The organism is Chryseobacterium sp. NRRL B-14798 (genome assembly GCF_050470705.1).
GTDB classification, from domain to species: Bacteria; Bacteroidota; Bacteroidia; order Flavobacteriales; family Weeksellaceae; genus Chryseobacterium; species Chryseobacterium cupriresistens.
Genome location: NZ_JBFLUL010000005.1, coordinates 2,403,781 through 2,429,621 on the forward strand (window position 1 = coordinate 2,403,781; position 25,841 = coordinate 2,429,621).

The following is a 25,841-nucleotide window of genomic DNA, read 5'->3' on the forward strand; positions in this document are numbered from 1 at the left end:
AAAACAATGGCAGTATTCGTATACGCAGAAAATATAAACGGAGTTTACAAAAAAGCAGCTTTCGAAGCAGTTTCTTATGCTAAAGCTATTGCTGATAAAGCGGGAGATACCGTTACGGCAATCTCTGTAAACCCAACTGATTCTTCAGATTTATTATACAAATATGGAGCATCAAACGTTATCAATATCAAAGACGAAGGTCTTAAAAATTTCTCAGCAAAAGCATTTGCACAGGCTGTAAGTGAAGTAGCAGACGGAAATATTATCGTTTTCCCTCACACTACTGACGCTTCTTCCGTGGCTCCTATGCTTGCTGTAATGAAGAACTATTCTTTAATTACCAATGCATTGGAAGCTCCAGAAAGCCTTTCTCCTTTCCAGGTAAAAAGAAGAGCATTCTCAGGAAAAGGTTTCATGCATGCAAAAGCAGAAGGAAACGGAGTAATCGTTACTGTTTCTCAAAACGCTTTCGGTGTTAAAGAAAATGCAGTATCAGGTTCAGAAGAAGTGAAAAACTTATCTGTTGCCAATGAAGATACTAAAGTGATTTCTCACGAGCAGAGTTCTGGTAAATTAGACCTTAAAGAAGCTGAAATTGTTGTTTCTGCAGGTAGAGGGATGAAAGGACCTGAAAACTGGGGAATGATTGAAGAGTTAGCAAACGTTTTAGGAGCAGCTACAGCATGTTCCAAGCCGGTTTCTGATATCGGATGGAGACCTCACACAGAACACGTAGGCCAAACAGGTAAAGCAATTTCTCCGAATCTTTACGTTGCAGTAGGAATTTCAGGAGCGATTCAGCACCTTGCGGGAGTTAACTCTTCAAAAACTATCGTGGTAATCAACAGTGATCCTGAAGCACCATTCTTCAAGTCTGCTGACTACGGAGTAGTAGGAGATGCTTTCCAGATTATTCCTGCATTAACAGAGAAAATTAAAGCAATAAAAGGATAAGAAAGTAAATTGTGAATAGTCAATTCGCTTTGCTCGTCAATTTTTTAATGAAATAATTCACTTGCGAAGCAAAATTCACTATTGACGTTTGACAATCATCAACAATACAGATAAAAGCTCGGCTTTCCGGGCTTTTATTTTTGCGTAAAAAAGTGAAAACACAACAAAAAATTAATCTATATTTGTAGCTATGGATTATAAGCAGCTAATTATTCGCGGAATATCGTACAGCCAGACCCAGTCGGGGGCGTACGCATTGTTACTGGAGCATGAAGAAACACACATAAAATTACCTGTTGTTATAGGAAATTTCGAAGCTCAGTCTATCTCTCTCGGATTGGAGAAAGATATTCATCCACCGCGTCCTCTTACTCATGATTTATTTACAAAATTTATAGTTTCTGCCAATTATGAGCTGATTTCTGTCATTATCTACCAGATTGTAGACGGAGTTTTCTTCTCCAATATCAACTTTAAAAATAAAGTAACCGACGAAGAACTGATCCTAGATGCCAGAACTTCTGATGCCGTTGCAATGGCTGTAAGATTTGATGCACCTATATTTACAACGCAGCAGGTTTTAAACGAAGCAGGAATTCTACTGGAACTGGAAGACGTTTCAAAAGAAGATCAATCTTTCTCAGAAACTGTACAGACAGAAGATAACTTAAAATCTCTTTCAATGGAAGAACTTCAGAAATTATTGGATGAAGCCGTTAAAGAAGAAGACTATGATACCGCCCTTGAAATCCAGGAAGAAATCAAGAGGAGGAAAAAGAAAATTGACTAAAGAGATACTTTTTTTATAAACTATGAATTTAAAATTACGACTGACCATCCTCAGTTTTCTCCAGTTTTTTGTTTGGGGAGCCTGGCTGATTACGATGGCAAACTTCTGGTTTGGTACAAAACATTGGGACGGAACTCAGTTTGGAGCTGTGTTCGGAACAATGGGAATTGCTTCCATCTTTATGCCAACCATTACTGGAATTATCGCTGACCGCTGGGTAAATGCAGAGCGTATATTTTCAGTATTACACATTCTTTATGGGGTTATTCTTTTTATACTGCCTCATTCTGCAGATCCGAATTCCTTCTTTTCGGTAATGCTTGTAGCCATGTGTTTCTACATGCCTACCATCGCATTGGCCAATTCAATTTCTTATACAATCCTGAAAAATAACAATCTGGATGTAGTGAAAGACTTTCCACCGATTCGTGTATGGGGAACTATTGGTTTTATTGTTGCCATGTGGATCACCAACCTTAGTGGAAATAAAGCAACAGAAGGTCAGTTTTATATCGGAGGTGTTGTAGCAATTTTCTTAGGAATTTATGCCCTTACACTTCCAAAATGCCCACCACAAAAGCTGATTGATAAAAACTCTCCATTATCTGAACAGTTAGGCTTAAATGCTTTCAAGCTTTTCGGAAACTATAAAATGGCATTATTCTTTATGTTTTCAATGCTTTTGGGTGCTGCGCTTCAGCTTACCAATGCCTATGGTGATGTATTCTTAAGTGAATTTGCTAATTTCCCTAAATATGCAGACTCATTCGTGGTACAGAGATCTACCATCATTATGTCAATTTCCCAAGTTTCAGAAACCCTGTTTATTTTGGCAATTCCTTTCTTCCTGAAGAAATTCGGAATTAAAAAAGTAATGCTGATGTCTATGCTGGCCTGGGTGTTAAGATTCGGTTTCTTTGCTTATGGGGTACCGGACGGATTTGGACTTTCATTGATCATTCTTTCATGTATTGTGTACGGAATGGCCTTTGATTTCTTCAATATCTCAGGATCACTCTTTGTGGAAACAACTACCGATAAAAAGATACGTTCTTCAGCTCAGGGATTATTTATGATGATGACGAACGGTTTTGGAGCTGTTTTTGGAAGTTATGCTGCAGGATGGGCTATTGATAAGTTCTTTACCCATAAGTTTTCTACGGCTTCAGATCTTTCTGCTTATCTGCAAACGACACCTGATAATCCTACATTCCTGGATATTTTAAAGAAGAGTTTCAACGCAGCTGTGAATTCAGATGGAACTCTTTCCTCTGTGGTGATGGTAAAAGACTGGCAGCAGATATGGCTTTCTTTCGCAATCTATGCATTAATACTGGCTGTTTTCTTTGCGGTATTGTTCAAGCATAAACATAACCCGGAAGATGTTTCATCAGTTAAACATTAATTAGACCTTATATATATTAAGATATTAAATTGCATTTTTGAAAAAAGATGCAATTTTTTTTTATTCAAATATCCTTTTATCAAATAATGCTTTGCCGGAGAAAAATATGGACTTCAGATTGATATAGAAACAGTAAATGTTAATTTTTAATTTGATAATAAATCTCATTTTTCTTTATATAATAATTAGAAATATCGATTTTTTTTTATGGCTAACAAGTGTTCGGGTGCGGAATTTCTATTTTTAAAACACCCTATTTAAAAGTGTGTTTTTTTTTGTATTTTGGCACTTTAGTAAATATGAAAAATATTCAGTTATTAGGATTACTGTTAGTAATTGTAGGTAGTTTTCTACCCTTGGTACATGTACCTGTAATAGGGAACTGGAACTATTGGAAGCTTGATCATTATCTGGCTATCGCATGCTGGATTTTCTCCGCATGTGCAGTTTTTGGGATTGTAAACAATAGTGCAAAAATTGTAAGGTTCTTTGGTATTCTCCTTATTCTTCTATTCGGATTTACCTTAGTTGCTGTGAAAATGCAGTCGCTGCAATACTTTAGCTTTTTACCATTCAAATCCTGGCAGGAAACTTTTGCAGGAATCGTTACATTGAAATGGGGTTGGGCTGTAGAGTTTTCAGGTGCTTTTCTGATGGTTTTTGCACGAGGAAATAAAAAAGTAAATAACAGAACACAAATATAATATGAACTTTTTAAAAAATTTTTCAGCAGGAATTTTGTTGATGACAGCTGCACAGGTGTATGCTCAGGCAACAGAACAGAAAAAACCGGATAATCCGCCTAAATGTACTAACATAAAAGAAGGAAAATTTCTAAGACCCAATTATCCGGAAGCAATATGGCATATGACCATTAAAGATAATGTTCAAACCGAATATTTCAATAATGGAAAAGATTATATCAAATCGACATTGGTTTTTGTGGATGACTGCAATTATAAAGCAATCGTGATAGAGAAATCTGATAAAAATGATCCTGCACAGATAGGAGATGTCTTCAATAATAAAATAGTCGCCACTCAGGATAATCTTCTGAAAGTGAATACCAAAATTGAAGGGACTCAATTTGACCTGGTATACATAAAAGTGAAATAAATTCTAACTATAAAAACGGGATTTTTATTCCGTTTCAGCTAAATAAAAATTATATACATGAAAGAAGTATTCATTGTTTCCGCAGTAAGAACGCCTATGGGGAGTTTTATGGGAAGCTTATCAACAGTTCCGGCTACAAAACTGGGAGCAACTGCTGTAAAAGGAGCATTAGATAAAATCGGTTTAGATCCTAATCAAGTTCAGGAAATCTATATGGGAAATGTTCTTCAGGCAGGGGAAGGCCAGGCGCCGGCTCGTCAGGTTGCTTTAGGAGCAGGTCTTTCAATCAATACACCTTCTACTACAGTCAATAAAGTTTGTGCTTCAGGAATGAAGGCTGTAACAATGGCAGCTCAGGCTATTAAAGCTGGTGATGCAGAAGTAATTGTTGCAGGAGGTATGGAAAACATGTCTTTAGTTCCTCATTATTACAATGCAAGAGTTGCTATAAAATTAGGCGATATCAAAATGCTTGACGGAATGGTACTTGACGGACTTACAGACGTGTACAACAAAGTACATATGGGAGTATGTGCAGAAAAATGTGCTACAGACTATAATATCACAAGAGAAGATCAGGATAACTTCGCTGTAGAATCTTATAAAAGATCTGCAAAAGCCTGGAGCGAAGGTAAATTCAGCGAAGAAATTGTACCGGTTTCTATTCCTCAGAGAAAAGGCGAACCAGTTATCTTTGCTGAAGATGAAGAATACAAAGCAGTAAACTTTGACAGAATTTCAACACTTCCTACCGTATTCAAAAAAGAAGAAGGAACAGTAACAGCAGCAAACGCATCTACTCTGAACGATGGAGCTTCTGCGTTGATCCTTGTTTCTAAAGAAAAAATGGAAGAACTTGGATTGAAGCCTCTGGCAAAAATCGTTTCTTATGCTGATGCAGCACAGGAGCCTGAAAACTTTACAACAGCTCCGGCAAAAGCGTTACCTATCGCGCTTAAAAAAGCAGGATTAGAAGTTTCCGATATCGATTTCTTCGAATTCAACGAAGCTTTCTCAGTTGTAGGACTGGCAAACAACAAAATCTTAGGGCTGGATGCTGCTAAAGTAAACGTAAACGGAGGGGCTGTAGCATTAGGACATCCACTGGGAAGTTCAGGTTCAAGAATCATCGTTACATTAATCAACGTATTGAAGCAAAATAATGCGAAATACGGAGCTGCTGCTATCTGTAATGGTGGTGGCGGTGCTTCTGCAATTGTGATTGAAAACGTATAATTGATAAGTATATAACCGCATTTTGTGGTTTAAAATATAAAAATCGGGGTCTTTAAACCCCGATTTTTTAGTTACAGGGCTGAACTTTATAATTCCAGCCAGATAATTTATCTACATAAATATAGGAGGTTGTATACCTTCAACAGATGCGGTCTAACCTTTGATGGTATCAAATGTGATTAAAACTTTGCTGAGTTATTTCAATACTTTACAATTATTATTTTCAAAATAATATTAAAAACCGTAGAATATTCCGTAGTTTTTCTATTTTTGTGCTACTAATATATATTTGAAATGTCTGAAACTGAGAATCGACAGCCTAAAAACATAAAGAATAATCCGAAAATTATGAAAGCCTGGGCTGTATATGACTGGGCAAATTCTGTTTATTCCCTGGTGATTACCTCTACCATTTTTCCCATTTATTACTCTATCCTTACTACTGCTTACGAGAAAAAAGAATACGTGGCAGAAACAAAAACATGGATTGATGTTCCGGTAAGACATATGATCAAAATTTTTGGAGAAGAATATCAGCCAGATGCGGTGTATGGATATTCCCTTACCATATCATTCTTTATCGTAGTATTGCTGTCTCCATTTTTATCTTCATTAGCGGATACGATTGGAAATAAAAAGTCTTTCCTGCAGTTTTTCTGCTATCTTGGTGCAACATCTTGTATGGGATTGGCCATGTTTACGGGAATGCATAATGTATTTCTGGGACTTTTATTCAGCATTACAGCCAGTGTCGGTTTCTGGGGAAGTTTAGTTTTTTATAACTCTTTCCTCCCGGATATTGCAACACCGGACAGACAGGACGCGCTTTCTGCAAGAGGGTATGTTTACGGATACATCGGTTCCGTAGTTTTGGTGGTGATCTGTTTGGTACTGATTCAGGTTTTTGCTAAAGGAGCCGCGCAGCAGCTGCTGTTTACAAGAATCAGTTTCCTTCTGACAGGAGCATGGTGGTTCGGTTTTTCTCAATATACATTCAAGCACCTTCCTCAGTTTGGGGATGTGAAAGATAAACTGCCTAAAGATTTAGTACTGCTGAACTATAAGAATATCTTCAAAAAACATGAAGAACAGGGAGGCTTCTTTGAAGTATTTAAAGATAACCTGAGCTTCTATAAAGATATTGCAAAAGAAAGTTTCCACGAGCTGTTTAAGGTAGGAGGAGAGCTTTTCAAAGATAGAAACCTGAAATTCTTCCTGTCGAGCTTCTTCTTTTACAGTGTAGGAATGCAGACGATTTTCCTTATGGCTACATTATTTGGAAAAAGTGAAATTAACCTTGCTCAGGATAAGCTGATCGGAACTCTTTTGGTGATTCAGATTGAAGCAATCATTGGAGCGGTTATTTTCTCACGGTTATCAAAGAGAATTGGTAACAAAAATGTTATTTCAATTGCGATCATCCTATGGATTGTAGCTTGTCTTTGGGCTTATTTCCTGAACAAAGAAAACCCAACAGTAGAATACCAGTTTTATGGAGTTGCTGCAGTAGTAGGGTTAGTAATGGGAGGGCTTCAGGCAATGTCCAGATCCACCTATTCAAAACTTCTGCCTGAGAACTCAATGGAGAATACAACCTATTTCAGCTTCTATGATGTGTTGGAAAAAATTGCTATTATCATCGGAACATTTATCTTTGCAACATTGATCGAACATTTCAATAATATGCGTATTGCAGCATTGTCCATGACTATATTCTTCGCCGCAGGATTGGTTTTAATCAGATTCCTGAAGGTTAAAATGAGAAAAGACAGAGAAACATTATAAAATTGAAAGACGTTATTTTTAACGTCTTTTTTTGTCAAGGTAATTCATTGAATTTTATCTATGAAATTATAGTTATTTATCATATTTTTTTCGTATTTTTAATAGAAGAACTAAAGAAAGTAAAATAGAAGACAATTCGGCCTGAGTTTTGCTTATATTCAGCGGAATAATTTTTAACTTTGCAAAAAGATTTATTGTCAATATGACCAATCCTTTATTTTATGCAAAAATAATCCTGTTTGGAGAATACGGAATGATTGAAGATTCCCAGGGGCTTGTTGTACCTTACAGCTTCTATAAAGGGACTTTGAAATTCTCAGATTTGAGTTCTGATTTCGAACTTAATTCCAACAGACATTTGCAGAAATATTCTGAATTTCTTACAGCACTTGATCTTTCCGACGACTTTAAGCTGGATATCGAGAGCTTCAAAAATGATATTTCAAACGGACTTTTCTTTGATTCCAATATTCCTCAGGGGTATGGAGTGGGAAGTTCCGGCGCTTTGGTAGCTGCTATTTTTGAAAAATATTCAATCAGCAAGCTGAATCCTGAAAACATTTCGAAAGATAATCTTAAAAAATTAAAAGCTGTTTTTGGTGAAATGGAAAGCTATTTCCATGGAAAAAGTTCAGGAATGGATCCACTGATCTGTTATATGAATCTGCCAATCCTTATCGAAAATAAAGAGAATTTAGACAGGGTAAATATTCCTGAAGGGGAAGAAGGAAAAGGAGCTATTTTCCTGATAGATTCCGGAATGACTGGTGAAACAGGTCCTATGATTCAGATTTTCTTCGAAAAAATGAAAACAGAAGGTTTCCGTAAAACCCTGAAAGAAGAGTTCATCCGTTATAACAACGCATGTATCGAATCTTTCCTTAAAAAAGACATGAATCCATTCTTCAGAAACCTTAAAAAGCTTTCTCACTGGGCTTATGAACATTTCCGTCCTATGATCCCTGAAAGTATTTTTAACATCTGGAAAAAAGGTCTGGATTCTAACGCTTATTATCTGAAACTGTGCGGTAGTGGTGGAGGCGGCTATATCTTAGGATTTACCAAAGACTATGCAAAAGCAGAAAAAATGCTTGACGGCTTCCAAAAAGAAGTGATTTACAGATTTTAAACAGATTGGAATGAATTCTGAAAAAGAACCTTTCCAATCTAAAAACTATTTATCAAAATCTCTATTTTACAGATTTTCACAATTCGTGGGCTTTCTTCTCGGAGCACGGTTTTTTGTAGCGGCTCTGCTGACGTTCGCTCTCTATGTTTCTACTTTTTTCCTGTTCAATCAGGATGAATCTTTCAGAAAATTTGTCTTCGATTTCAAAGTACACGGGATTATTTTTTGTACTGTCCTTACGATTCTGGCAGGTGGTATCATCAACCAATTTTACGATCTGGAGAAAGATCATGTAGTAAAACCCTTCAGAACAAGGGTTCAGAGTTTCATCAAACAAAAATATTTTCTCTATGCCTACCTGGCACTCAGTGCAATTTCTCTAGGGGTAGCCTGGATAATTTCTCATAATGTATTTGTTTTTTTTCTGGTCTATCAGTTCTTTATGTGGTTTTACAGCCATAAACTGAGCAGAATACTGATCCTGAACAACCTTACTTTTGTCAGTCTGACGCTGTATCCGTTCTTTGGAATGATGGTGTATTACGAAACTTTTTCCAAAAAGGTTTTTCTGATGGCTGTTTTTCTATTCCTTATCCTGCTATGTATTGATATTGTGAAAGATACGATTACCAGAAGTGTGGATAAAGCTTTCGGATATACTACCATTCCCAATTATTTTAAAAGCAGAAATACAAAAATTATTCTGACTTCTTTACTGATCGTTACCATGGCAGTTTCAATGAATATTATTACGAAAACCAGCACTACCGGATTCATGGCTTATTATTTTGCCGGCGGGCTTTTTGTCATGATTGTATGCATATATCTTCTTTTAAATGCTTCCAGAAGAAGTAACTTTCTTACATTGAATGTATTACGATTCTGGGTTTTTGTAGGAATCATCGCCATGCTTTTAAACGGAATAGAGCATAAATTGTAAAAAAATTCTTTAAATAAACTGAGGTTATTATTACCTTTGCATAACTAAATTTAATAAATAGGAATGCCCATTTTTAATGATACTAAAATTGCATTTGCAGACAAGTCTGATGCACAATTGAGAAAGGCTTACTGGATGTTTAAAATGATTGAACAGCCCACCCTTACAAGCCTTGGAACATCTGTTCTGAATTTCACAGTACACAACAATTTCCCTTTCGTTACCGGAATTGTAAAAAATACCTTATTTGAGCAGTTCTGCGGTGGTGAAACCCGTGAAGAAAGCATGAAAGTTGTAAAACAGCTGTTTAAAAGGGGAGTTGGGAGTATTTTTGATTATTCCATTGAAGGGAAAGAAGATGAAGAAACTTTTGATGCGGTTTGCAAAGAAATCAAGGACATTGTAAGATTCTCAGTAGGAAATCCGGCGATTCCTTTTATTGTATTTAAACCTACCGCATTCGGAAGAATTGATCTTTATGAAGCTGTTGGAAAAGGAGCTGAGCTTACTACCAGCCAGAAAGAAGAATGGGAAAGAGTGGTAAAAAGATTTGATGAAGTATGCAGTCTTTGCCATGAACATGATAAAAAAGTAATGGTAGATGCTGAAGAAACCTGGATGCAGGACGCAGCAGACCATCTTTGTGAAGAAATGATGGAGAAATATAACCAGCAGAAACCTATAGTTTGGAATACCATCCAGATGTACAGAACCGGAAGACTGGAGTATATGGAGGCACATCTTCAGAGAGCAAGAGAGAAAAATTACTTCATCGGTTATAAAATCGTTCGTGGTGCTTACATGGAAAAAGAAAGAGCCAGAGCAGCAGAAAAAGGATACGCAGATCCTATTCAGCCGACAAAAGAGGCTTCAGATAAAAATTATAATGCAGGAATTGACTTTGTAATGGATCATCTGGATAAAGTGTCAGCATTCTTTGGAACCCATAATGAAATCTCTTCTGAGCTGATTATGGATAAAATGAAAGCAAAATCTCTGGAAAACAGCAATCCGCACATTTATTTCGGACAGCTTTACGGGATGAGCGATAATATCACTTTCTATCTGTCAGATAAAGGCTATAATGTGGCTAAATATCTTCCATACGGACCTGTAAAGGATGTTGTCCCTTATTTAACTAGAAGAGCCCAGGAAAACACCTCTGTGGCCGGACAAACCGGAAGAGAGCTTGGACTGATCAAAAAAGAATTGGAAAGAAGAAAGAAATAATAGTATTGTCCACAATATATATAAAGAAATAATAGTATTGTCCACAATATATATAGGGCCTGCAGTTTTGCAGGTCTTTTTTATTGGAATTAAAAGACGGAATGGAACAGTGAATTAATGATAATGAATATAATAGTAAGATGCGTTGGTTATAGTGTAAAATAATTCGATTTTTATTGTTGATTTGATTTTAAATAGTTATATTTGATAAAACTATAAAAAAACATAAAACACTATCTTCATTTACTAGTACACTTCTGTCCTCTGAGAATAACTCTCCAATACACTAATCACTCTTATTAAAACTAAATTATAAAAATATAATAGGGGATCAGATGATCATAAAAGATAAAAATTCTATCAGCTTGTATCCGTGAAAATTTTTTTAAAATAAAATAAAGCAATAGCTTTAGTTTTCTTCTTCAAATATTTTTTTAACCTGATCATTTTCCTTGATCAGGTTTTTTAAGGCTCAAAACTTTCAAATTTTCCGTTTTCGTAGAACAGAACAATTCGTTTTATCTTACTTTGTTGATTACCAAATAGTTGTCCTAAAATATGATCACCCGAATTTTCTAATCGCTGAGAATCCGATATTTTTTCCGGAGCTTTATCATGGGCTGGTATAAACGATTCTCCAGGACTTGATATTGAAGGTTCCGCTTCCGTTTCATCACTTCCGAATTCATCATCGTCATTCATCATGGTAAAAAGATCGGGTAGTGGAGTTGTTTTTATTTTCTCCTCTTCCGTATATTCTTCTTTAATTTCTGATTCGGGCAGCTGGGATTTTAGCATTTCACCTTCACCCGTAACCAGCCAGTCCCATAGAAGTTCCGGGAAACGGGATTTTATTTTTATGATAAACTCAAGAGAAGGTTTGTTTCTTCCTGACGTGATATGTGAAATGGACGAACGCTGCACATCAATTTCATCAGCAAACTCGGAAGGAGTAAGACGAGAATACTCTATAATTTTGGAAATTCTTTCATTTAAACTCATAAAAATAAGCCTTTAATTATTTTACAAATGTAACATATATAATTTACAAATGCAAAATACAAATGTAAATAATTTGAAATTACTTTTGTATACATTTGTAACAAAGTTTTAATTGTTTTAAAATCAAATCATTATATGTAAATTACAATTGTATTTACTTATCAGATGAATCTACCATTACAGCTGTAGACAGATAGTTTCGATCTGGTAAAAGACTACTGTTCTTTAAAAAAACTGGTTTAAAAATGTAAATTAAACCGATCGATGGAGCTATTTTATCCATTAAATATCTTTAAAAACAGAATATACATTATTAAACTACTTAAATCGTTTCCGGAAATAAGATTATCGATAAATACCTTATAAAACACATATAAAAGCAATTTTAATAGAGTTACAGTAGTAAATTACTGATGTAAATATACTATTTTAGGCTCATATTTGGCCAAATTGAGGGGAAAATACTGTTCCTGTTAAGCAACTCATTTTATCAAAGATTAAAACTCCTGATAAAAGTATTATTTGAATAATTTTCAGACATCCATTTGATTTTTCTGTTGTTTTACATATGTATACACTACTAAGCAACTTGGTTTTCCACAATTTTTATGTTTAGCAAAATAACCCTCAAATAGCAAAAACACTCTATTTTTACACTTAAAGTACGGTTATAAATACAGTTGAATTAAACTTTATAAAGTACTGACTTTTAATATTTTAAATATGTCATATTAAATTATTCGCAATCCACAATTTTATCCACAGACAAATTGTCCTCCAGTGCTGTTTAATAATATTACAATTGTCAATTTATTTTTATAACTCTCAATTTGAATAATTTAAATCTTGTAAACAATTTTCAGAACAGATGTCAAATGTAAATTCGTGAATTTTGCTAATATTTACAAATGTTAATTTAAGTTTTTGGCTAAAAATGGCTAAATTTGATTCTTGTAAACTATTCCTACAATGAATTTTGAACAGATCTATTCTCAAAACCCCGATTTCTCAAATCGCTATATTTCCCCTGAAAAATTATTTTCTTATCTACAGGCCAATCTCAGCGATTATATTCACGAGATCGGAACATCCTATTTAGATAAACCGATTTATCAGTTAAGTATCGGAACCGGAAACATTCAGGTATTGGCCTGGTCACAAATGCACGGAAATGAATCTAATGCCACTCATGCTATGCTTGACCTTTTGGTAAGCCTTGATAAAGCTCCGGAAATGAAGGAGGACTTATTCAGTAAAATAACACTTGATTTTATATTCATGCTGAATCCGGACGGATCCGAAAGATGGACCAGACTGAATGCTGCCGATATTGACCTGAACAGAGATTTTCATAACGAAGCAAGTAAGGAGATTAAATTCCTGAAAAAAGCAGCAGCTTCCAAAAAATATGATTATGCTTTAAATCTTCATGAGCAGAGAACCATTTTTACCACTGATGGTATTCATCCTGCTACGCTTTCCTTTTTGGCTCCTTCGGAAAACGTAGAACGGACGGTTACCGAAAACAGAAAGAAATGTATGGCAGTCATTGGAAGTATATACAACCACTTAAAAGAAATGATCCCTAACCAGATCGGGAGATATTCTGATGAATTTTATCCGACTTCTACCGGAGATAACTTTATCAAAGCAGGGATGCCAACCATCTTATTTGAAGGCGGGCACTTTGTAGAAGATTATACCCGGACAGGAACAAGAAAATACTATACAATTGCTCTTTATTATGCTTTGAAAGCAATCAGTGAACTTAACTCTGATACTACAGGCTGGGAAACTTACCTTGAAATCCCTGAGAACCAGGAAACTCATTATGACTTGATTTACAGAAATGTAAAGCTGAATACAGAGCATGAATGTATTCTTGATATTGCAGTTCAGTACAGGGAAATCAAAGAAGATGGGAAAAGTGACATCTCATTTATTCCTTTCGTAATGGAAGCCGGAGATGTGAAACAAAAAAAGGGCTGGCTGGAAATAGACTGTACCGGAAAGAAATTTATTTCTGCAACTAAATATCCCAAACTGGACGCAGTTGTGGATTTTAAAATAGAAGATTAAAAGACTTTAAATATCTCCCATATAAAAAGTTTCGGCAGCCTGAAGGGCTGCCGAAACTTTTTATATAACTAATTTCCAAAATTCAAATGGGCTATCCACTCAATTATAATGTTATTCAATAGGAATGGGCTTTAGCCCATTTACTTTAATGAATATTCATCCGGCTTTAGCCAAAACTTAATTTTAGAATGTCGATTCCTCTAAAGATTAGTTAACCACTTTAATTCCATTCGCTACAAATCTGATTTCTTCTTTGGGCTGAGTGATAGCATCAATTTCAGACTGAGGCTTTTTAGCATCTTCCGCGTAATGTTTCTGTTCATTTACAGAAGTTACTTTTCTTTCTGCGTTCCCCTCCAATACAACATTTTTCCCTTTTAATGCGGTAGGTACAAAGAAAGCGTAATCTTTCATTTTTACAAAAAACTTAGAATTATCTTCTGTCTGGATCGTTAGCCAGCAGCCTTTTTTGTCACATACGTCTGTTACTTTTCCCTTAACGGAAACATTCTCAACTTTTTTGTTATCTTTTTTAAGCTGTTTATTCAATTTATCTGCGGTGATCGCTTTGGATTCAGCGGATGAAGTTACCTGATCTCCGTAAGTATCACCTACCAACGCTTTTCCTTCCGGTGGTCCGGATTGAGCAAAAGCTAATGAAGAAGCTGTTAAAGCTGCACCCAATAATATTGCTTTAAATTTCATGTTTAATATTTTTCTCAAAAATACTAATTAAAATTGAATCATAAAGGAATAAAAAATAACAAAAAACAGGTATTTCAATGAATTTTCAACAAATTTGAAAATCAAAGACAGATTTGATTATATTTGACCTCTATACTTGACTATGGAAAAAAAACTGAAACTATGGGATGCCATCATGCTTGTGATGGGATCGATGATCGGAAGCGGGATCTTTATTGTAAGTGCTGACATGATGCGAAACCTGGGATCCGGGTTTTGGTTGATTATCGTATGGGTAATTACAGGAGTGATGACAGTAGCTGCAGCCATAAGCTATGGAGAACTGTCTGCACTGTTTCCGAAGGCCGGAGGGCAATATACTTACCTGAAAGAGATTTTCGGAAAAAAAATGGGATTTCTTTACGGATGGGGATTGTTTACGGTGATACAAACCGGAACTATTGCTGCGGTGGCAATGGCTTTTGGGAAATTTACCGCTTATCTGATTCCGTCATTAAACGATGCTGCTCCTATTTTCCAGAGTGGTGAATTTAAAATTACCTGGATACAGATTCTTGCCATTGCTGTCATTATTTTGCTCACCTATATCAATACCAGAGGTGTAGAAAGCGGAAAAATCCTTCAGAATATCTTTACCGGTTCCAAAATTATTGCATTACTTGGGCTGATTGCGGCTGGTTTTATTTTAGTAGACATTTCTCATTTAGCAGAAAACTTTAGCTGGGGAACAGATTCTTTCAATAACCTTAAAAAAGATTTGAGCGGGAATTTCCTTAAAGAAGGCTGGGAACCGATTGGAGGAATGACTCTTCTAGGCGGAATTGCTGCTGCCATGGTAGGCTCTGTTTTCAGTTCCGTTGCGTGGGAAAGTGTAACATTTGTTTCCGGGGAGATTGAAAATCCTAAAAAGAATGTAGTCAAATCAATGATTTATGGGACTTCTGCTGTAATGATCCTTTACATCGCTGTAAACTATGTCTACTTAAATGCTCTGGACAGAGATGGAATTGCATTTGCTGCTAATGACAGAGTAGCGGTAGCGGCATCCCAGAATATATTTGGAAGTGCAGGAACTATCATCATTGCCTTATTAGTAATGATTTCTACATTTGGATGTAATAACGGATTGATTCTGGCGGGAGCAAGAGTTTTTCAGACGATGGCCAAAGACGGCATGTTCTTTAAGTCAGCAGTAAAAAATAATAAAAATGAAGTTCCTGAAAATGCATTGTGGATGCAGGGAGTCTGGGCTTCCATTTTGTGTCTGAGCGGGCAGTATGGAAATTTGCTGGATATGATCTCTTTCGTGATCGTTCTTTTCTATATGATTACGGTTTTTGGAGTTATTTATTTAAGAATCAAACAGCCGGAACTGGAGAGACCTTATAAAACATGGCTTTATCCTGTAACGCCGGTTATTTATCTTGTCATAGGAACATGTTTCTGTATCCTGTTGCTTATTTACAAGCAGCAATATACATGGCCTGGTTTTGTTTTGGTATTGCTGGGACTTCCTGTGTACTATTTTATCAATCGAAAAAAGGTGGATAATTAATATAAAAAATAATATAACAGATTCATGGGCCTTTCAATTCAGTTTGAAGGCCCTTGTTTTTGAATAATATTTTAAAGTATATCATTATTATTTGTCGAAAATGTGTAATTTGGTATTTCGTTTTTAGAACAGGACCATGAAGTAAAAACAATAAGTTATGGATACACCAAATTACAGAATGCCTTTCGTACCGTCTACTTTAATGACCGAAGGCGGAAGTATCGATACCTGCGATATGGGCGAAAGTATTGCCCACAATATTATGCTGCTGATCACCACTAAAAAAGGGGAGAACAGATATGATGAAAACTATGGAAACGATGTCTGGAATCTTGAATTCGATAATGGAGTTACAAGTGCCATCTGGGAAAGCGTTTTTATCAAAAGCTTAAGAAGACAGATTCAGGAATATGAACCAAGAATCGTGAACCCGCAGATTGATGCTCACATACAATTTGTAGAGCACAGCTACGATACTAAAGAACACACCGAAATTAAAAAGAAAGTAAGAATTGCCATCAATGCAAAAATGGAAGAAACAGGAGAACGGTTCAGCTTCTCAACAGAACTGTTTCTAAGCCCGATGTCTATTGATTAATATTTTTAACAGCGAAAGAAAATTATGAATTTAGATCAGAATATTTATTCCAAAGAATCTGTAAAAGCAAGAATGCTGCAGAATGCAACTAAAGTATGGGGACTAAGAAGCCCGCAGTCTTTAGATCCTTTTGTAAAACTGCTGATAGACGCATTCAGTACAGAGGTCTTCAAAGCGAATAATGAAATACAGACGGTGAATGCCCGTATATTGGAAAAACTGGCAAAATTGCTTACACCGTCCATTTATACCCATCCTATTCCGGCTCATTCAGTAGCTTTTACACAGCCTTATGAGTCTTCTGAAATTTTATTGGAACACACGGAATTCTTTTTCCGTAAACAGATGACTTCCACGGTGAAATCGGAATCGGACAAACAGCTGAACATTCCTTTTACTCCGGTGGGAAATGTAAGAATCAATAAAGTTCACACTTCAATCATGTTTGTAGGAAATACCTGCTACAGCATCGATGACAGATTCAACAAAATTCCTATTGCAAGATTTCAGGGAAGACCTGAAGATTACAGAAAAATCACAATAGGGGTAGATGTAAGCAAATATGTAAGTGAAAACTTTCCCAAATACCTGAGCATATTCTGCTCCAATCCTGCTTTCGAGCACCTTGATTTCGTATATAAATTATTACCGTATATTACGGTTTCAAGCAATGGTAACCCTCTGTTTGTAAGAGAAGGATTAAGTTATCTTACAGAAAGTCAGAATGACGGTTATGAACAGATGTTCAAAGAGCAATCCATCAGAAATAAGGTGATTGAAGATATTAAAAGTATCTATCGTCATAAATTTATTGAAGTAACAGGAATCTCTCAAAGTCTGTTCTCAGAACCGGGACAGCTTCCACAGAACCTGGATTTTCTTGCCGGAAAAGAAGAAATTACTAAATTCCTGGATACTAAAAGTTATCTGTGGCTTACGTTTGAGTTTCCACCACAGTTTTCAGCAGAAATCCTGGATAATTTCTCATTTGTGCTGAATGCTTTTCCAATCTATAACAGAGGCTGGAAAAAAACAGAATACAGCCTTGATATCATGGGAAATAATATCCCTTTGGTGACAGACGAAGGCGAGCATTTCCTTTATGTGGATGAGGTACAGGATGGTGACGGCAGAAGATATACTGAAATTCCTTTTACTCCGGCCGATGATCTTAAAAAAGGATTATATACTGTAAGAAAGGGAGGAATGGAACGTTTTACCAGTCGAAATGCAGTAGATATGATTGCCAATGTTCTGGAACTGACAAGAGATGAAATTGCTGCATTTTCCCTTTTGAACAGAGATAATGTAAAAGGAGTCTTAAGTGAAATGTCTGACAAAATGAAATCCATGGTGCAGAAAGTAAACAATGCCAAAAGGAATATCAGACAGGAGCTGAATTACGTGATCATGGAACCGGTAGAAAAAACCGATCATACCTACGCTTCTTTTTGGATTACACACTGTACGCTGGCCAATCATATGCGTCCGGGAACTGAACTTTCCAACCAGCTGAAATCTCAGACTGTGGTACTGCTTACCGAAACATTGGGAGGAGCCGAAGAACAAAAAGGAACGGATAGTATTCAGGCGTATAAATATGCCCTGACAACCAGAGATAAGATCATTTCTTTGGAAGACGTTAAAAACTACTGCCGCATGATTCTGAAAGATGAAGTAAGAGAAGTAAGGGTAAGAAGAGGAACGATGATCAGCAACAAACCAAAAGAAGGTTTTGTAAGAACTGTTGAGGTAGAAATCATTCCGCAGAACTATTCTTTCTACGGAAGAGCCTATTGGGAAAATATGGCCAATATTATCAGGAATCAGATTATTGCCAAAGCCATTGATGGAATCGAATATATCGTAAGGATTACCAATGAAGATGTTGATTTCCAGGATATGTAGTTCTTATAAAAATAAGTTAAAAAAATAAATGCCGTACCCGCTACGGCATTTTTAATGTAATGTTCAGAATAAGATCAGAATTCAATGAAAAAAATATCACTTTTAATACTTCTCCTCCTCTTTGGTGCTCATTTAAAAAGCCAGACTATTAAAGATCTGAAAAATAAAATTAATCAGATAATCTCTACAAAAAATGCAACTGTTGGAATATCTTTAAAAGGAATAGAAGATAAAGATACACTGAGCATCAACGGAAATAAAGAAACTCCAATGTTGAGTGTTTTCAAATTTCACATTGCCTTAGCTGTTTTAAACCGGGTTGACGAAGGTATATTAAAACTGGATCAAAAGTTTTTCATCAAAAAAGAAGATCTGCTACCAGAAACCTGGAGTCCGATCCGGGAAGAATATCCTCAGGGGAATATGTATCTTACCTTAGATCAGTTATTAAGATATACCGTTTCCCACAGTGATAACAATGGTTGTGACATTTTATTGAACATCATTGGCGGAACGGAGACAGTACAGAAATTTATTAATCAGCAGGGGATTAAAGATTTTACCATAAAAGTAAATGAGAAGGAAATGTCCTCGTTTGAAAAATGTTATCTGAATACAACAACGCCTTTGGCAACCACAGAACTTATAGAAAAATTCTATAAAGGAAAAGTGTTGAAAAAAGAAACTACAAAATACCTGTATCAGGTGATGGTAGAAACTTCAAGAGGGCTTAACTGGATGAAAGCGGGATTGCCTGTAGGTACAGAATTGGCCCACCGAACAGGAATTTCCGGAAGAAATGAAAATAATCTACGCGCTGCAATGAATGATGTAGGAATTATAAAACTTCCAAATGGAAAACATGTGATTTTATCCATTTATCTTAAAAATATTAAAGAAGAAATGGCAGATACGGAAAAAATCATCTCAGATATCAGTCACGCTGTCTGGGAATACTATACGTGCAAATGAAAATTTGTAATTATGATTATACCCTTTTTAATCTCAATATATTTTATCATATCAATAGAAACGGGCTTTAGCCTGTTTTTTAATAAATGAGCTTCCATTGGCTTCAGCCCAAAGATAATGATGTGAAAAATATAAAATCATTCCGGAAAAATTCAATAACATCGGATTCAGTGTCTTAACAAAACCTAAGAATTTTTTATGAAACTTTTATCCCATTTATATTCAAAAAAAGTCTATAAAATTTCGTATTTTTGCACGTTGTGATTTTCAGGCAAAGTCACTCCAAATTATGAGCAAATCAACAGAATATATAGAAGTTTACGGAGCACGTGAACACAACCTGAAAAATATTAATGTAAAAATTCCACGTAATGAATTGGTCGTGATTACCGGCCTTTCCGGAAGTGGAAAATCGTCGTTGGCTTTTGATACTATTTTTGCAGAAGGCCAGCGTCGTTATATCGAAACTTTTTCTGCCTATGCACGCCAGTTTCTGGGCGGACTGGAGCGTCCCGATGTAGATAAAATCGAAGGTCTTTCTCCGGTTATTGCCATTGAGCAGAAAACAACCAATAAAAACCCTCGTTCTACCGTAGGAACAGTTACCGAGCTGTACGACTTTCTGCGTCTATTGTATGCCAGAGTTTCAGATGCGTACTCTTTGTCTACAGGGCAGAAGTTGGTAAGCTATACTGAAGATCAGATCCTTGAAACCATCAAAGAAAATTATAAAAAAGAGAAAATCATGCTTTTGGCGCCCGTGGTACGTTCCAGAAAAGGACATTATCATGAACTTTTTGTTCAGATGGCCAAAAAAGGTTATGGGCAGGCAAGAATTGATGGTGAGCTGCAGGATATTGAATATGATTTAAAACTTGATCGTTATAAAACCCACGACATCGACATTGTGATCGACCGTTGGATTATCGGGGAGAATGCTTCGGAAAGCAGAATGGAAAAATCATTGCGTACCGCAATGGAAATGGGAGAAGGAATCATAGGAATTCAGAAACTGGGAAGTACAGATATCGAATATTTTTCCAAAAACCTGATGGATGCTGAAACCGGACACTCTCTGGCGCTGCCGGAACCCAATACCTTCTCATTCAACTCTCCAAAAGGAAGCTGCCCGAATTGTAAAGGCTTGGGAACCATTAAAAAGATCAATACCGATTACTTTATAGACAATCCGAAACTATCTATCAATCAGGGAGGATTACTGCCGTTGGAAGATATCAAGTCCAACAAATGGATCCTGTCACAGATCAAAAATATTCTTGAAATCTTTGGGCTGGGGTTAACCACTCCATTGCAGGATATTCCGGAAGAAGCACTGGATTATATCTACAACGGATGTCATAAAGAATTTAATAAAGACCTGAAATACGCAGGAATTACCAAGAAAATAAAAATAGGTTTCGATGGTTTGATCGCTTTCATGGAAGAAATTATTGATGATAGAGATTCCTATGAAGCTGTTTTATTGGAAAGACATTTTACTACAGAAGAAATATGCCCTGAATGTCATGGCACCCGCCTTCAGCCTTCAAGTTTAAGTTTTAAAATTGATGGAAAAAACATTGCAGAGGTCAATGCTTTAAGCTTAGCAGATTTAAAAGACTGGTTAGCCGATGTTAAAGATAAATTCTCAGAAAAGAATAAAATCATTGCTCACGAGATCTTAAAAGAAATTGAAACCAGACTTCAGTTTTTGCTGGATGTAGGATTGGATTATTTAAGTTTGAGCAGAAGTTCAAAAACACTTTCCGGAGGAGAATCGCAGAGAATCCGTCTGGCAACACAGATCGGATCTCAGCTGGTGAATGTATTGTATATTCTTGATGAACCAAGTATCGGGCTTCACCAGAGAGATAATGAAAGACTGATCCATTCTCTGAAAAACCTGAGGGATATCGGAAACTCTGTATTGGTGGTAGAACATGATAAAGACATGATCCTGGAAGCCGATGAGGTGCTGGATATTGGTCCGAGAGCAGGAAAATTCGGAGGAGAGATTCTTTGGCAGGGAAAACCAAAAGATCTTTTGAAAGCTGATACCATCACGGCTCAGTATATTAATGGAAAAAGAAAAATAGAAATTCCGGCAGAAAGAAGAGCAGGAAGCGGTAAAAATATTGTTTTAAAAGGCGCTACAGGGAACAATCTTAAAAACGTAACCCTGGATATTCCTCTTGGAAAACTGGTGGTAGTAACCGGAATTTCAGGAAGCGGAAAATCTTCTCTGATTAACGGAACATTATATCCGATCCTTAACAAACATTTCTACAGAGCGGTTCAGGAACCTTTACCTTACAAGAAAATTGAAGGATTAGAGAATATTGATAAAATTGTAGACGTAGACCAGACACCAATCGGAAGAACGCCACGTTCGAATCCTGCAACGTATACCGGAATGTTTACCGATATCAGAAACCTTTTTGCAGAGCTGCCGGAAAGTAAAATCCGTGGATATAAACCGGGAAGATTCTCTTTCAATGTAAAAGGCGGAAGATGCGAAACCTGTCAGGGCGGAGGATTGAAAGTGATTGAAATGAACTTCCTTCCGGATGTATACGTGCACTGTGAAACCTGCAACGGAAAACGTTTCAACAGAGAAACGCTGGAAGTCCGTTACAAAGGAAAATCAATTTCTGACGTATTGGATATGACGATTGATGAAGCGGTAGATTTCTTCCAGCCGATTCCTAAAATCTTCGCGAAAGTGAAAACATTACAGGATGTAGGTTTAGGGTATATTACCCTTGGACAGCAGTCGACAACCCTTTCGGGAGGTGAAGCGCAACGTATCAAGCTAGCAACTGAATTAGCAAAAAGACAAACCGGAAATACCCTTTATATCCTTGATGAACCAACAACAGGACTTCATTTTGAAGACGTAAAAATCCTGATGGATGCCATCAATCAGTTGGTAGAACTCGGAAACTCATTCATCATCATTGAACATAATATGGATGTCATCAAATTAGCAGACCATATTATCGACGTAGGACCGGAAGGAGGAAAACATGGCGGACAGATCGTTGCACAGGGAACTCCTGAGGAAATTGTGAAGTCTAAGAAGAGCTTGACAGGGAAGTTCTTGAAGAGGGAATTAGAATAGAATTATAAATTTATATTACGGAAAACCACAATGAAAATTGTGGTTTTTTTATTTACTTTTGGGAAAAACGATAATACATGAGCTTTAAATTACTTGCAATACGTCCATTAGATAAATGTAATCCTAAATTTTTAAAAAATCTTGAAGAAAACAGGATTTATAAATTTTATAATGATTATATCTTCCAAGATTCTAAAGGAAACGAAATAATTGATTTTTCTCAGCTAATTGAAGTGTCAAATATAAAATACGAATCAACAGCTCCTATAAATTTATATGGTGATAAAATTAATATTTCTGCGATAGTTGGTAAAAATGGAACTGGAAAAAGTGCTTTAGTTGAACTATTTGTAGCCAGTATAAATCAGCTTTCTTATTCTTTATTAAATTATGATGAAAAAAGACAATTAAAAACATCAGCAGATATAAAAGAAATTGATATTGATGAAAATGGCAAAACAATACAATGTCAAATTTTTTACGAGTATAAAAATGAATATTATTATTTACAAATTAATCATTTAACATTTAGTTTATACCAGATACCAAATAGTGTAGAGTTTAAGTTAGATAATTTCTTCTACTCAATGATTATCAATTACTCATTATATGCATTTAATTCTTCTACTATTGGCGATTGGATTGATGAGCTATTTCATAAAAATGACTCTTATCAAATTCCTGTTGTTATTAATCCTAAAAGAGAACATAAAGAAAATGGTTTGTCAGGCATAATTGACATTAATAATGAACAATATTTACTTCAGCAAAGACTTTTAGTAAATATTCTAAAACCAGTAATTAATGAAAACTTTTCACTTCGAAAAATGGGAAATAATGGGTTAGCGGTAAAATTAGAAATAAAAAGGATAAAAGAGAAAGAGTTTAAAGCAGTTGATACTTCACCTAGTCAAATATATACACCTCCAGATACAGATTATAATGTAAAAATTAAATTGCTCGAAAAAGATAATTATGGAATATTATTCAATCAAAATGTAATTCATAATCCATTAGAAATTTTAGAGAAGACAAAAGAAAAGTTTAATATTCAAGGGGTAGTAATTCCTAATCAAAAACATTTTGATATTTATATAATATACAAGATAATAAGTATTTGCTTTAAGTATGAGTCTTATAGAAAATTTGTTGTTAATAAAAATATTGATAATCACTCCGTTAAATTTGTTAATATTTTAGATTTTTTAGATTATATAGAAGAATATCCAAGTCATATTGCTTATAAACTAAAACAAACTGTTAATTTTATAAAGTATTATTCAATTCTATGGAATGATTATGGGATTAATTCTCAAATTGATATTGATGCTTTATCTGAAAAATTGAATAGTTTTTCAGATAAGAATAATATCCCTCTAATTGAAATTCTTCCTCCTCCGCTTTTTGAAACTAATATCTTAATTGAAAACTCCAATAAGCATGATTTAATTGAATTTAATAGTTTAAGTTCCGGAGAACAACAATTGATACATTCTATAAGTTCTGTAATTTATCATTTGAATAATATAAATTCAGTTAAAAAAGATGAAATAGTCAAATATCAATGTGTAAATATAATTTTTGAAGAGATTGAGCTTTATTTTCATCCTGAATTTCAAAAAAAATTTGTAAATAATATTTTACAACAAATTTATAATACTAATCTCAAAGATATCTTTGCGATTAATATACTTTTCATAACTCACTCTCCTTTTATTCTTTCAGATATTCCTAAACAAAACGTTTTATTTCTAGATGTTAATAAGGATACGAAAAAGTCTGAAGGAAAGAACTTTTCTAGAATGAATACTTTTGGAGCAAATATTACTGACTTATTGGGTGATAGTTTCTTTATTGAGAATGGATTAATTGGTGATTATGCAAAAGAAAAAATTGAAGAAGTAATCGTTTGGTTAAATTCTATTCTTGATATCAAAGATAAAATAGCTCAACTAAATTTAGAAAATGATTCATATAAAATAAGTAAATATAAAAATAGAATTTTATTGAAGCTTAAAAAGGAAGTTAATGAGAGAAGTAAAGACTTCAAAAAATATTATAAAGTCATTCAAATTATCGACGAGCCTTTTTTAAAACAAAAGTTAGAGGAAATGTATTTTGAAGCAACTTTAGAATTTCCTCGAAAAGAAATTTTAGAAAAAGAAATTGAAAGAATGCAGAAAGAGTTATATGAATTAAATAAAAATAATTAATCAATGCTCAGTTTAGAATTCTCAGATAAAATTGCTTTAAAATATTATAAAGCAATAAAAGCAAGTATTAAAGACTTCGATTTAATTGGTTTAACGGAACAAAATGTTAAAAACTTAATACTCTCAAGGCCTGAACATTTAAAAGAAATGAATAATGATTTTATTGTAAAAATTATTCCAAATTTTAATTTTGATGAATTTATTGCTTATCTAAAAAAAAATAAAGCTGATAGAGCTAAAGATCTTAAGTATTACACCAAAATATCACAAATAAAAAATGTTTTTAGGTATTCTCAAATTGTAGGAAATAAATATTTTTTGGCGGAATTGCTGGATCAGCATACATGCATTTATTGTAATAGAAATTATGTAAAAACTATAGGGAACACAAAAAATAAAATTATAAGAGCAGAATATGATCATTTTTTTAGCCAAAGTAAGTATCCACTTTTAGCGCTAAGCTTTTATAATTTAATACCAATTTGTTCAAATTGTAATAAGAAAAAGCTTGACGACGATTTTGATATATCTACTCACTTGCATCCATACTTAATGAATATTGAAGAAAAAAAATTTAGTTTTAGTTTTAGGAAAAAAACTTTTTCTGAAAATAATATAAAAGTTAATATTACTACAAATAATATAGATGCCCAAAATAAAATTAAAAATACATTTAGAGATTTATGCTTAAGTGAAATTTATAATGCTCATTCTAATAAAGAACTTCGAGATTTATTAGATTTAAGATATAAGTATTCTGAAAATTACTTAGATATTTTATTAAATAAGACTTTTAAAGGGTTAGCAATATCAAAAGAAGAAGTTTATAGAATGATTTTTGGAATTGAAATTAATGAGAATGATTATCATGGAAGACCTTTTTCAAAATTTAAACATGATATCATAGAAGAACTTAAAAAAAATAATTGAATTATCCATCCATTAATATTAAATTTTCAATTATTTTAAAAATTTATTACACTGATAATCAATTGATTAAGCTTTAATGTTAACTGAATGTTAACTCAATGTGAAATTAATATGAATTATTTTTAATAACTTTGGTTAAGAGATATAAAAATAGGTTAGTATAACATTTAAAA

General features: G+C 34.6%; 20 protein-coding genes. 18 read left to right on the top strand and 2 right to left on the bottom strand.

Features of this window, described 5'->3' with window-relative positions; translation table 11 throughout:
- The first annotated feature begins 6 nt into the window (after positions 1-6).
- From AB1278_RS11270 to AB1278_RS11315, 10 genes are all read left to right on the top strand, one after another.
- Positions 7-954, top strand: a complete 948-nt coding sequence (locus AB1278_RS11270; RefSeq protein ID WP_395973760.1) for an electron transfer flavoprotein subunit alpha/FixB family protein — start codon at positions 7-9, stop codon at positions 952-954.
- A 190-nt stretch (positions 955-1,144) separates the two neighbouring features.
- Entirely contained in the window at positions 1,145-1,744 is a 600-nt protein-coding gene (locus AB1278_RS11275) for a bifunctional nuclease family protein (RefSeq protein ID WP_330746550.1), read from the top strand.
- Between the two features lie 22 nt (positions 1,745-1,766).
- Positions 1,767-3,149 (top strand): nucleoside permease, encoded by a 1,383-nt coding sequence (locus AB1278_RS11280; protein WP_202840686.1) that lies wholly within the window; start codon positions 1,767-1,769, stop codon positions 3,147-3,149.
- 299 nt (positions 3,150-3,448) lie between these two features.
- A complete protein-coding gene (locus AB1278_RS11285) occupies positions 3,449-3,853 on the top strand; it encodes a hypothetical protein (RefSeq protein WP_202840682.1) in 405 nt (134 codons plus the stop codon).
- Position 3,854: 1 nt separating this feature from the next.
- Positions 3,855-4,265 carry a hypothetical protein gene (locus AB1278_RS11290; protein ID WP_202840680.1) on the top strand — a complete coding sequence of 137 codons (411 nt, stop codon included), beginning with the start codon at positions 3,855-3,857 and terminating at the stop codon, positions 4,263-4,265.
- A 57-nt stretch (positions 4,266-4,322) separates the two neighbouring features.
- On the top strand, positions 4,323-5,501 hold the full coding sequence (locus tag AB1278_RS11295) for an acetyl-CoA C-acyltransferase (protein WP_202840678.1): 1,179 nt from the start codon (positions 4,323-4,325) through the stop codon (positions 5,499-5,501).
- 294 nt (positions 5,502-5,795) lie between these two features.
- Positions 5,796-7,286, top strand: coding sequence for an MFS transporter (locus AB1278_RS11300; protein ID WP_202840676.1), 1,491 nt, complete (start codon positions 5,796-5,798; stop codon positions 7,284-7,286).
- A 202-nt stretch (positions 7,287-7,488) separates the two neighbouring features.
- The gene (locus AB1278_RS11305) at positions 7,489-8,415 is read left to right on the top strand and encodes a mevalonate kinase family protein (protein ID WP_110010249.1); all 927 of its coding nucleotides are present in this window, start codon (positions 7,489-7,491) and stop codon (positions 8,413-8,415) included.
- A 10-nt stretch (positions 8,416-8,425) separates the two neighbouring features.
- Entirely contained in the window at positions 8,426-9,355 is a 930-nt protein-coding gene (locus AB1278_RS11310; protein WP_202840673.1) for a UbiA family prenyltransferase, read from the top strand.
- 63 nt (positions 9,356-9,418) lie between these two features.
- Positions 9,419-10,585, top strand: coding sequence for a proline dehydrogenase family protein (locus AB1278_RS11315; protein ID WP_411413094.1), 1,167 nt, complete (start codon positions 9,419-9,421; stop codon positions 10,583-10,585).
- Positions 10,586-11,050: 465 nt separating this feature from the next.
- Here AB1278_RS11315 and AB1278_RS11320 read toward each other — a convergent pair whose 3' ends face one another.
- The gene (locus AB1278_RS11320; protein ID WP_411413095.1) at positions 11,051-11,587 is read right to left on the bottom strand and encodes a helix-turn-helix transcriptional regulator; all 537 of its coding nucleotides are present in this window, start codon (positions 11,585-11,587) and stop codon (positions 11,051-11,053) included.
- 969 nt (positions 11,588-12,556) lie between these two features.
- On the opposite strand from AB1278_RS11320, the gene AB1278_RS11325 reads away from it, so the two are divergent.
- Positions 12,557-13,666 (top strand): M14 family zinc carboxypeptidase, encoded by a 1,110-nt coding sequence (locus AB1278_RS11325; protein ID WP_343642692.1) that lies wholly within the window; start codon positions 12,557-12,559, stop codon positions 13,664-13,666.
- Positions 13,667-13,873: 207 nt separating this feature from the next.
- Here the strand turns inward: AB1278_RS11325 and AB1278_RS11330 are convergent, their stop codons facing one another.
- Positions 13,874-14,371 (bottom strand): DUF4920 domain-containing protein, encoded by a 498-nt coding sequence (locus AB1278_RS11330; RefSeq protein ID WP_202840669.1) that lies wholly within the window; start codon positions 14,369-14,371, stop codon positions 13,874-13,876.
- Positions 14,372-14,513: 142 nt separating this feature from the next.
- Here AB1278_RS11330 and AB1278_RS11335 point away from each other — a divergent pair, with 142 nt between their 5' ends.
- The 7 genes from AB1278_RS11335 (at position 14,514) to AB1278_RS11365 (ending at position 25,668) form a co-directional block, all read left to right on the top strand.
- A complete protein-coding gene (locus AB1278_RS11335; protein WP_429814341.1) occupies positions 14,514-15,926 on the top strand; it encodes an APC family permease in 1,413 nt (470 codons plus the stop codon).
- 157 nt (positions 15,927-16,083) lie between these two features.
- Complete coding sequence (locus AB1278_RS11340; protein ID WP_002979175.1) at positions 16,084-16,524, top strand: GPW/gp25 family protein; 441 nt, start codon at positions 16,084-16,086, stop codon at positions 16,522-16,524.
- 24 nt (positions 16,525-16,548) lie between these two features.
- Complete coding sequence (locus AB1278_RS11345; RefSeq protein WP_202840665.1) at positions 16,549-18,432, top strand: type VI secretion system baseplate subunit TssF; 1,884 nt, start codon at positions 16,549-16,551, stop codon at positions 18,430-18,432.
- Positions 18,433-18,516: 84 nt separating this feature from the next.
- The gene (gene bla / locus AB1278_RS11350; RefSeq protein ID WP_429814345.1) at positions 18,517-19,404 is read left to right on the top strand and encodes a class A beta-lactamase, subclass A2; all 888 of its coding nucleotides are present in this window, start codon (positions 18,517-18,519) and stop codon (positions 19,402-19,404) included.
- Between the two features lie 289 nt (positions 19,405-19,693).
- Entirely contained in the window at positions 19,694-22,525 is a 2,832-nt protein-coding gene (gene uvrA, locus AB1278_RS11355; protein WP_137904926.1) for an excinuclease ABC subunit UvrA, read from the top strand.
- A gap of 77 nt (positions 22,526-22,602) precedes the next feature.
- The gene (locus tag AB1278_RS11360) at positions 22,603-24,738 is read left to right on the top strand and encodes a hypothetical protein (RefSeq protein WP_429814348.1); all 2,136 of its coding nucleotides are present in this window, start codon (positions 22,603-22,605) and stop codon (positions 24,736-24,738) included.
- Between the two features lie 3 nt (positions 24,739-24,741).
- Positions 24,742-25,668, top strand: coding sequence for an HNH endonuclease (locus tag AB1278_RS11365; protein ID WP_429814350.1), 927 nt, complete (start codon positions 24,742-24,744; stop codon positions 25,666-25,668).
- Positions 25,669-25,841 lie beyond the last annotated feature (173 nt).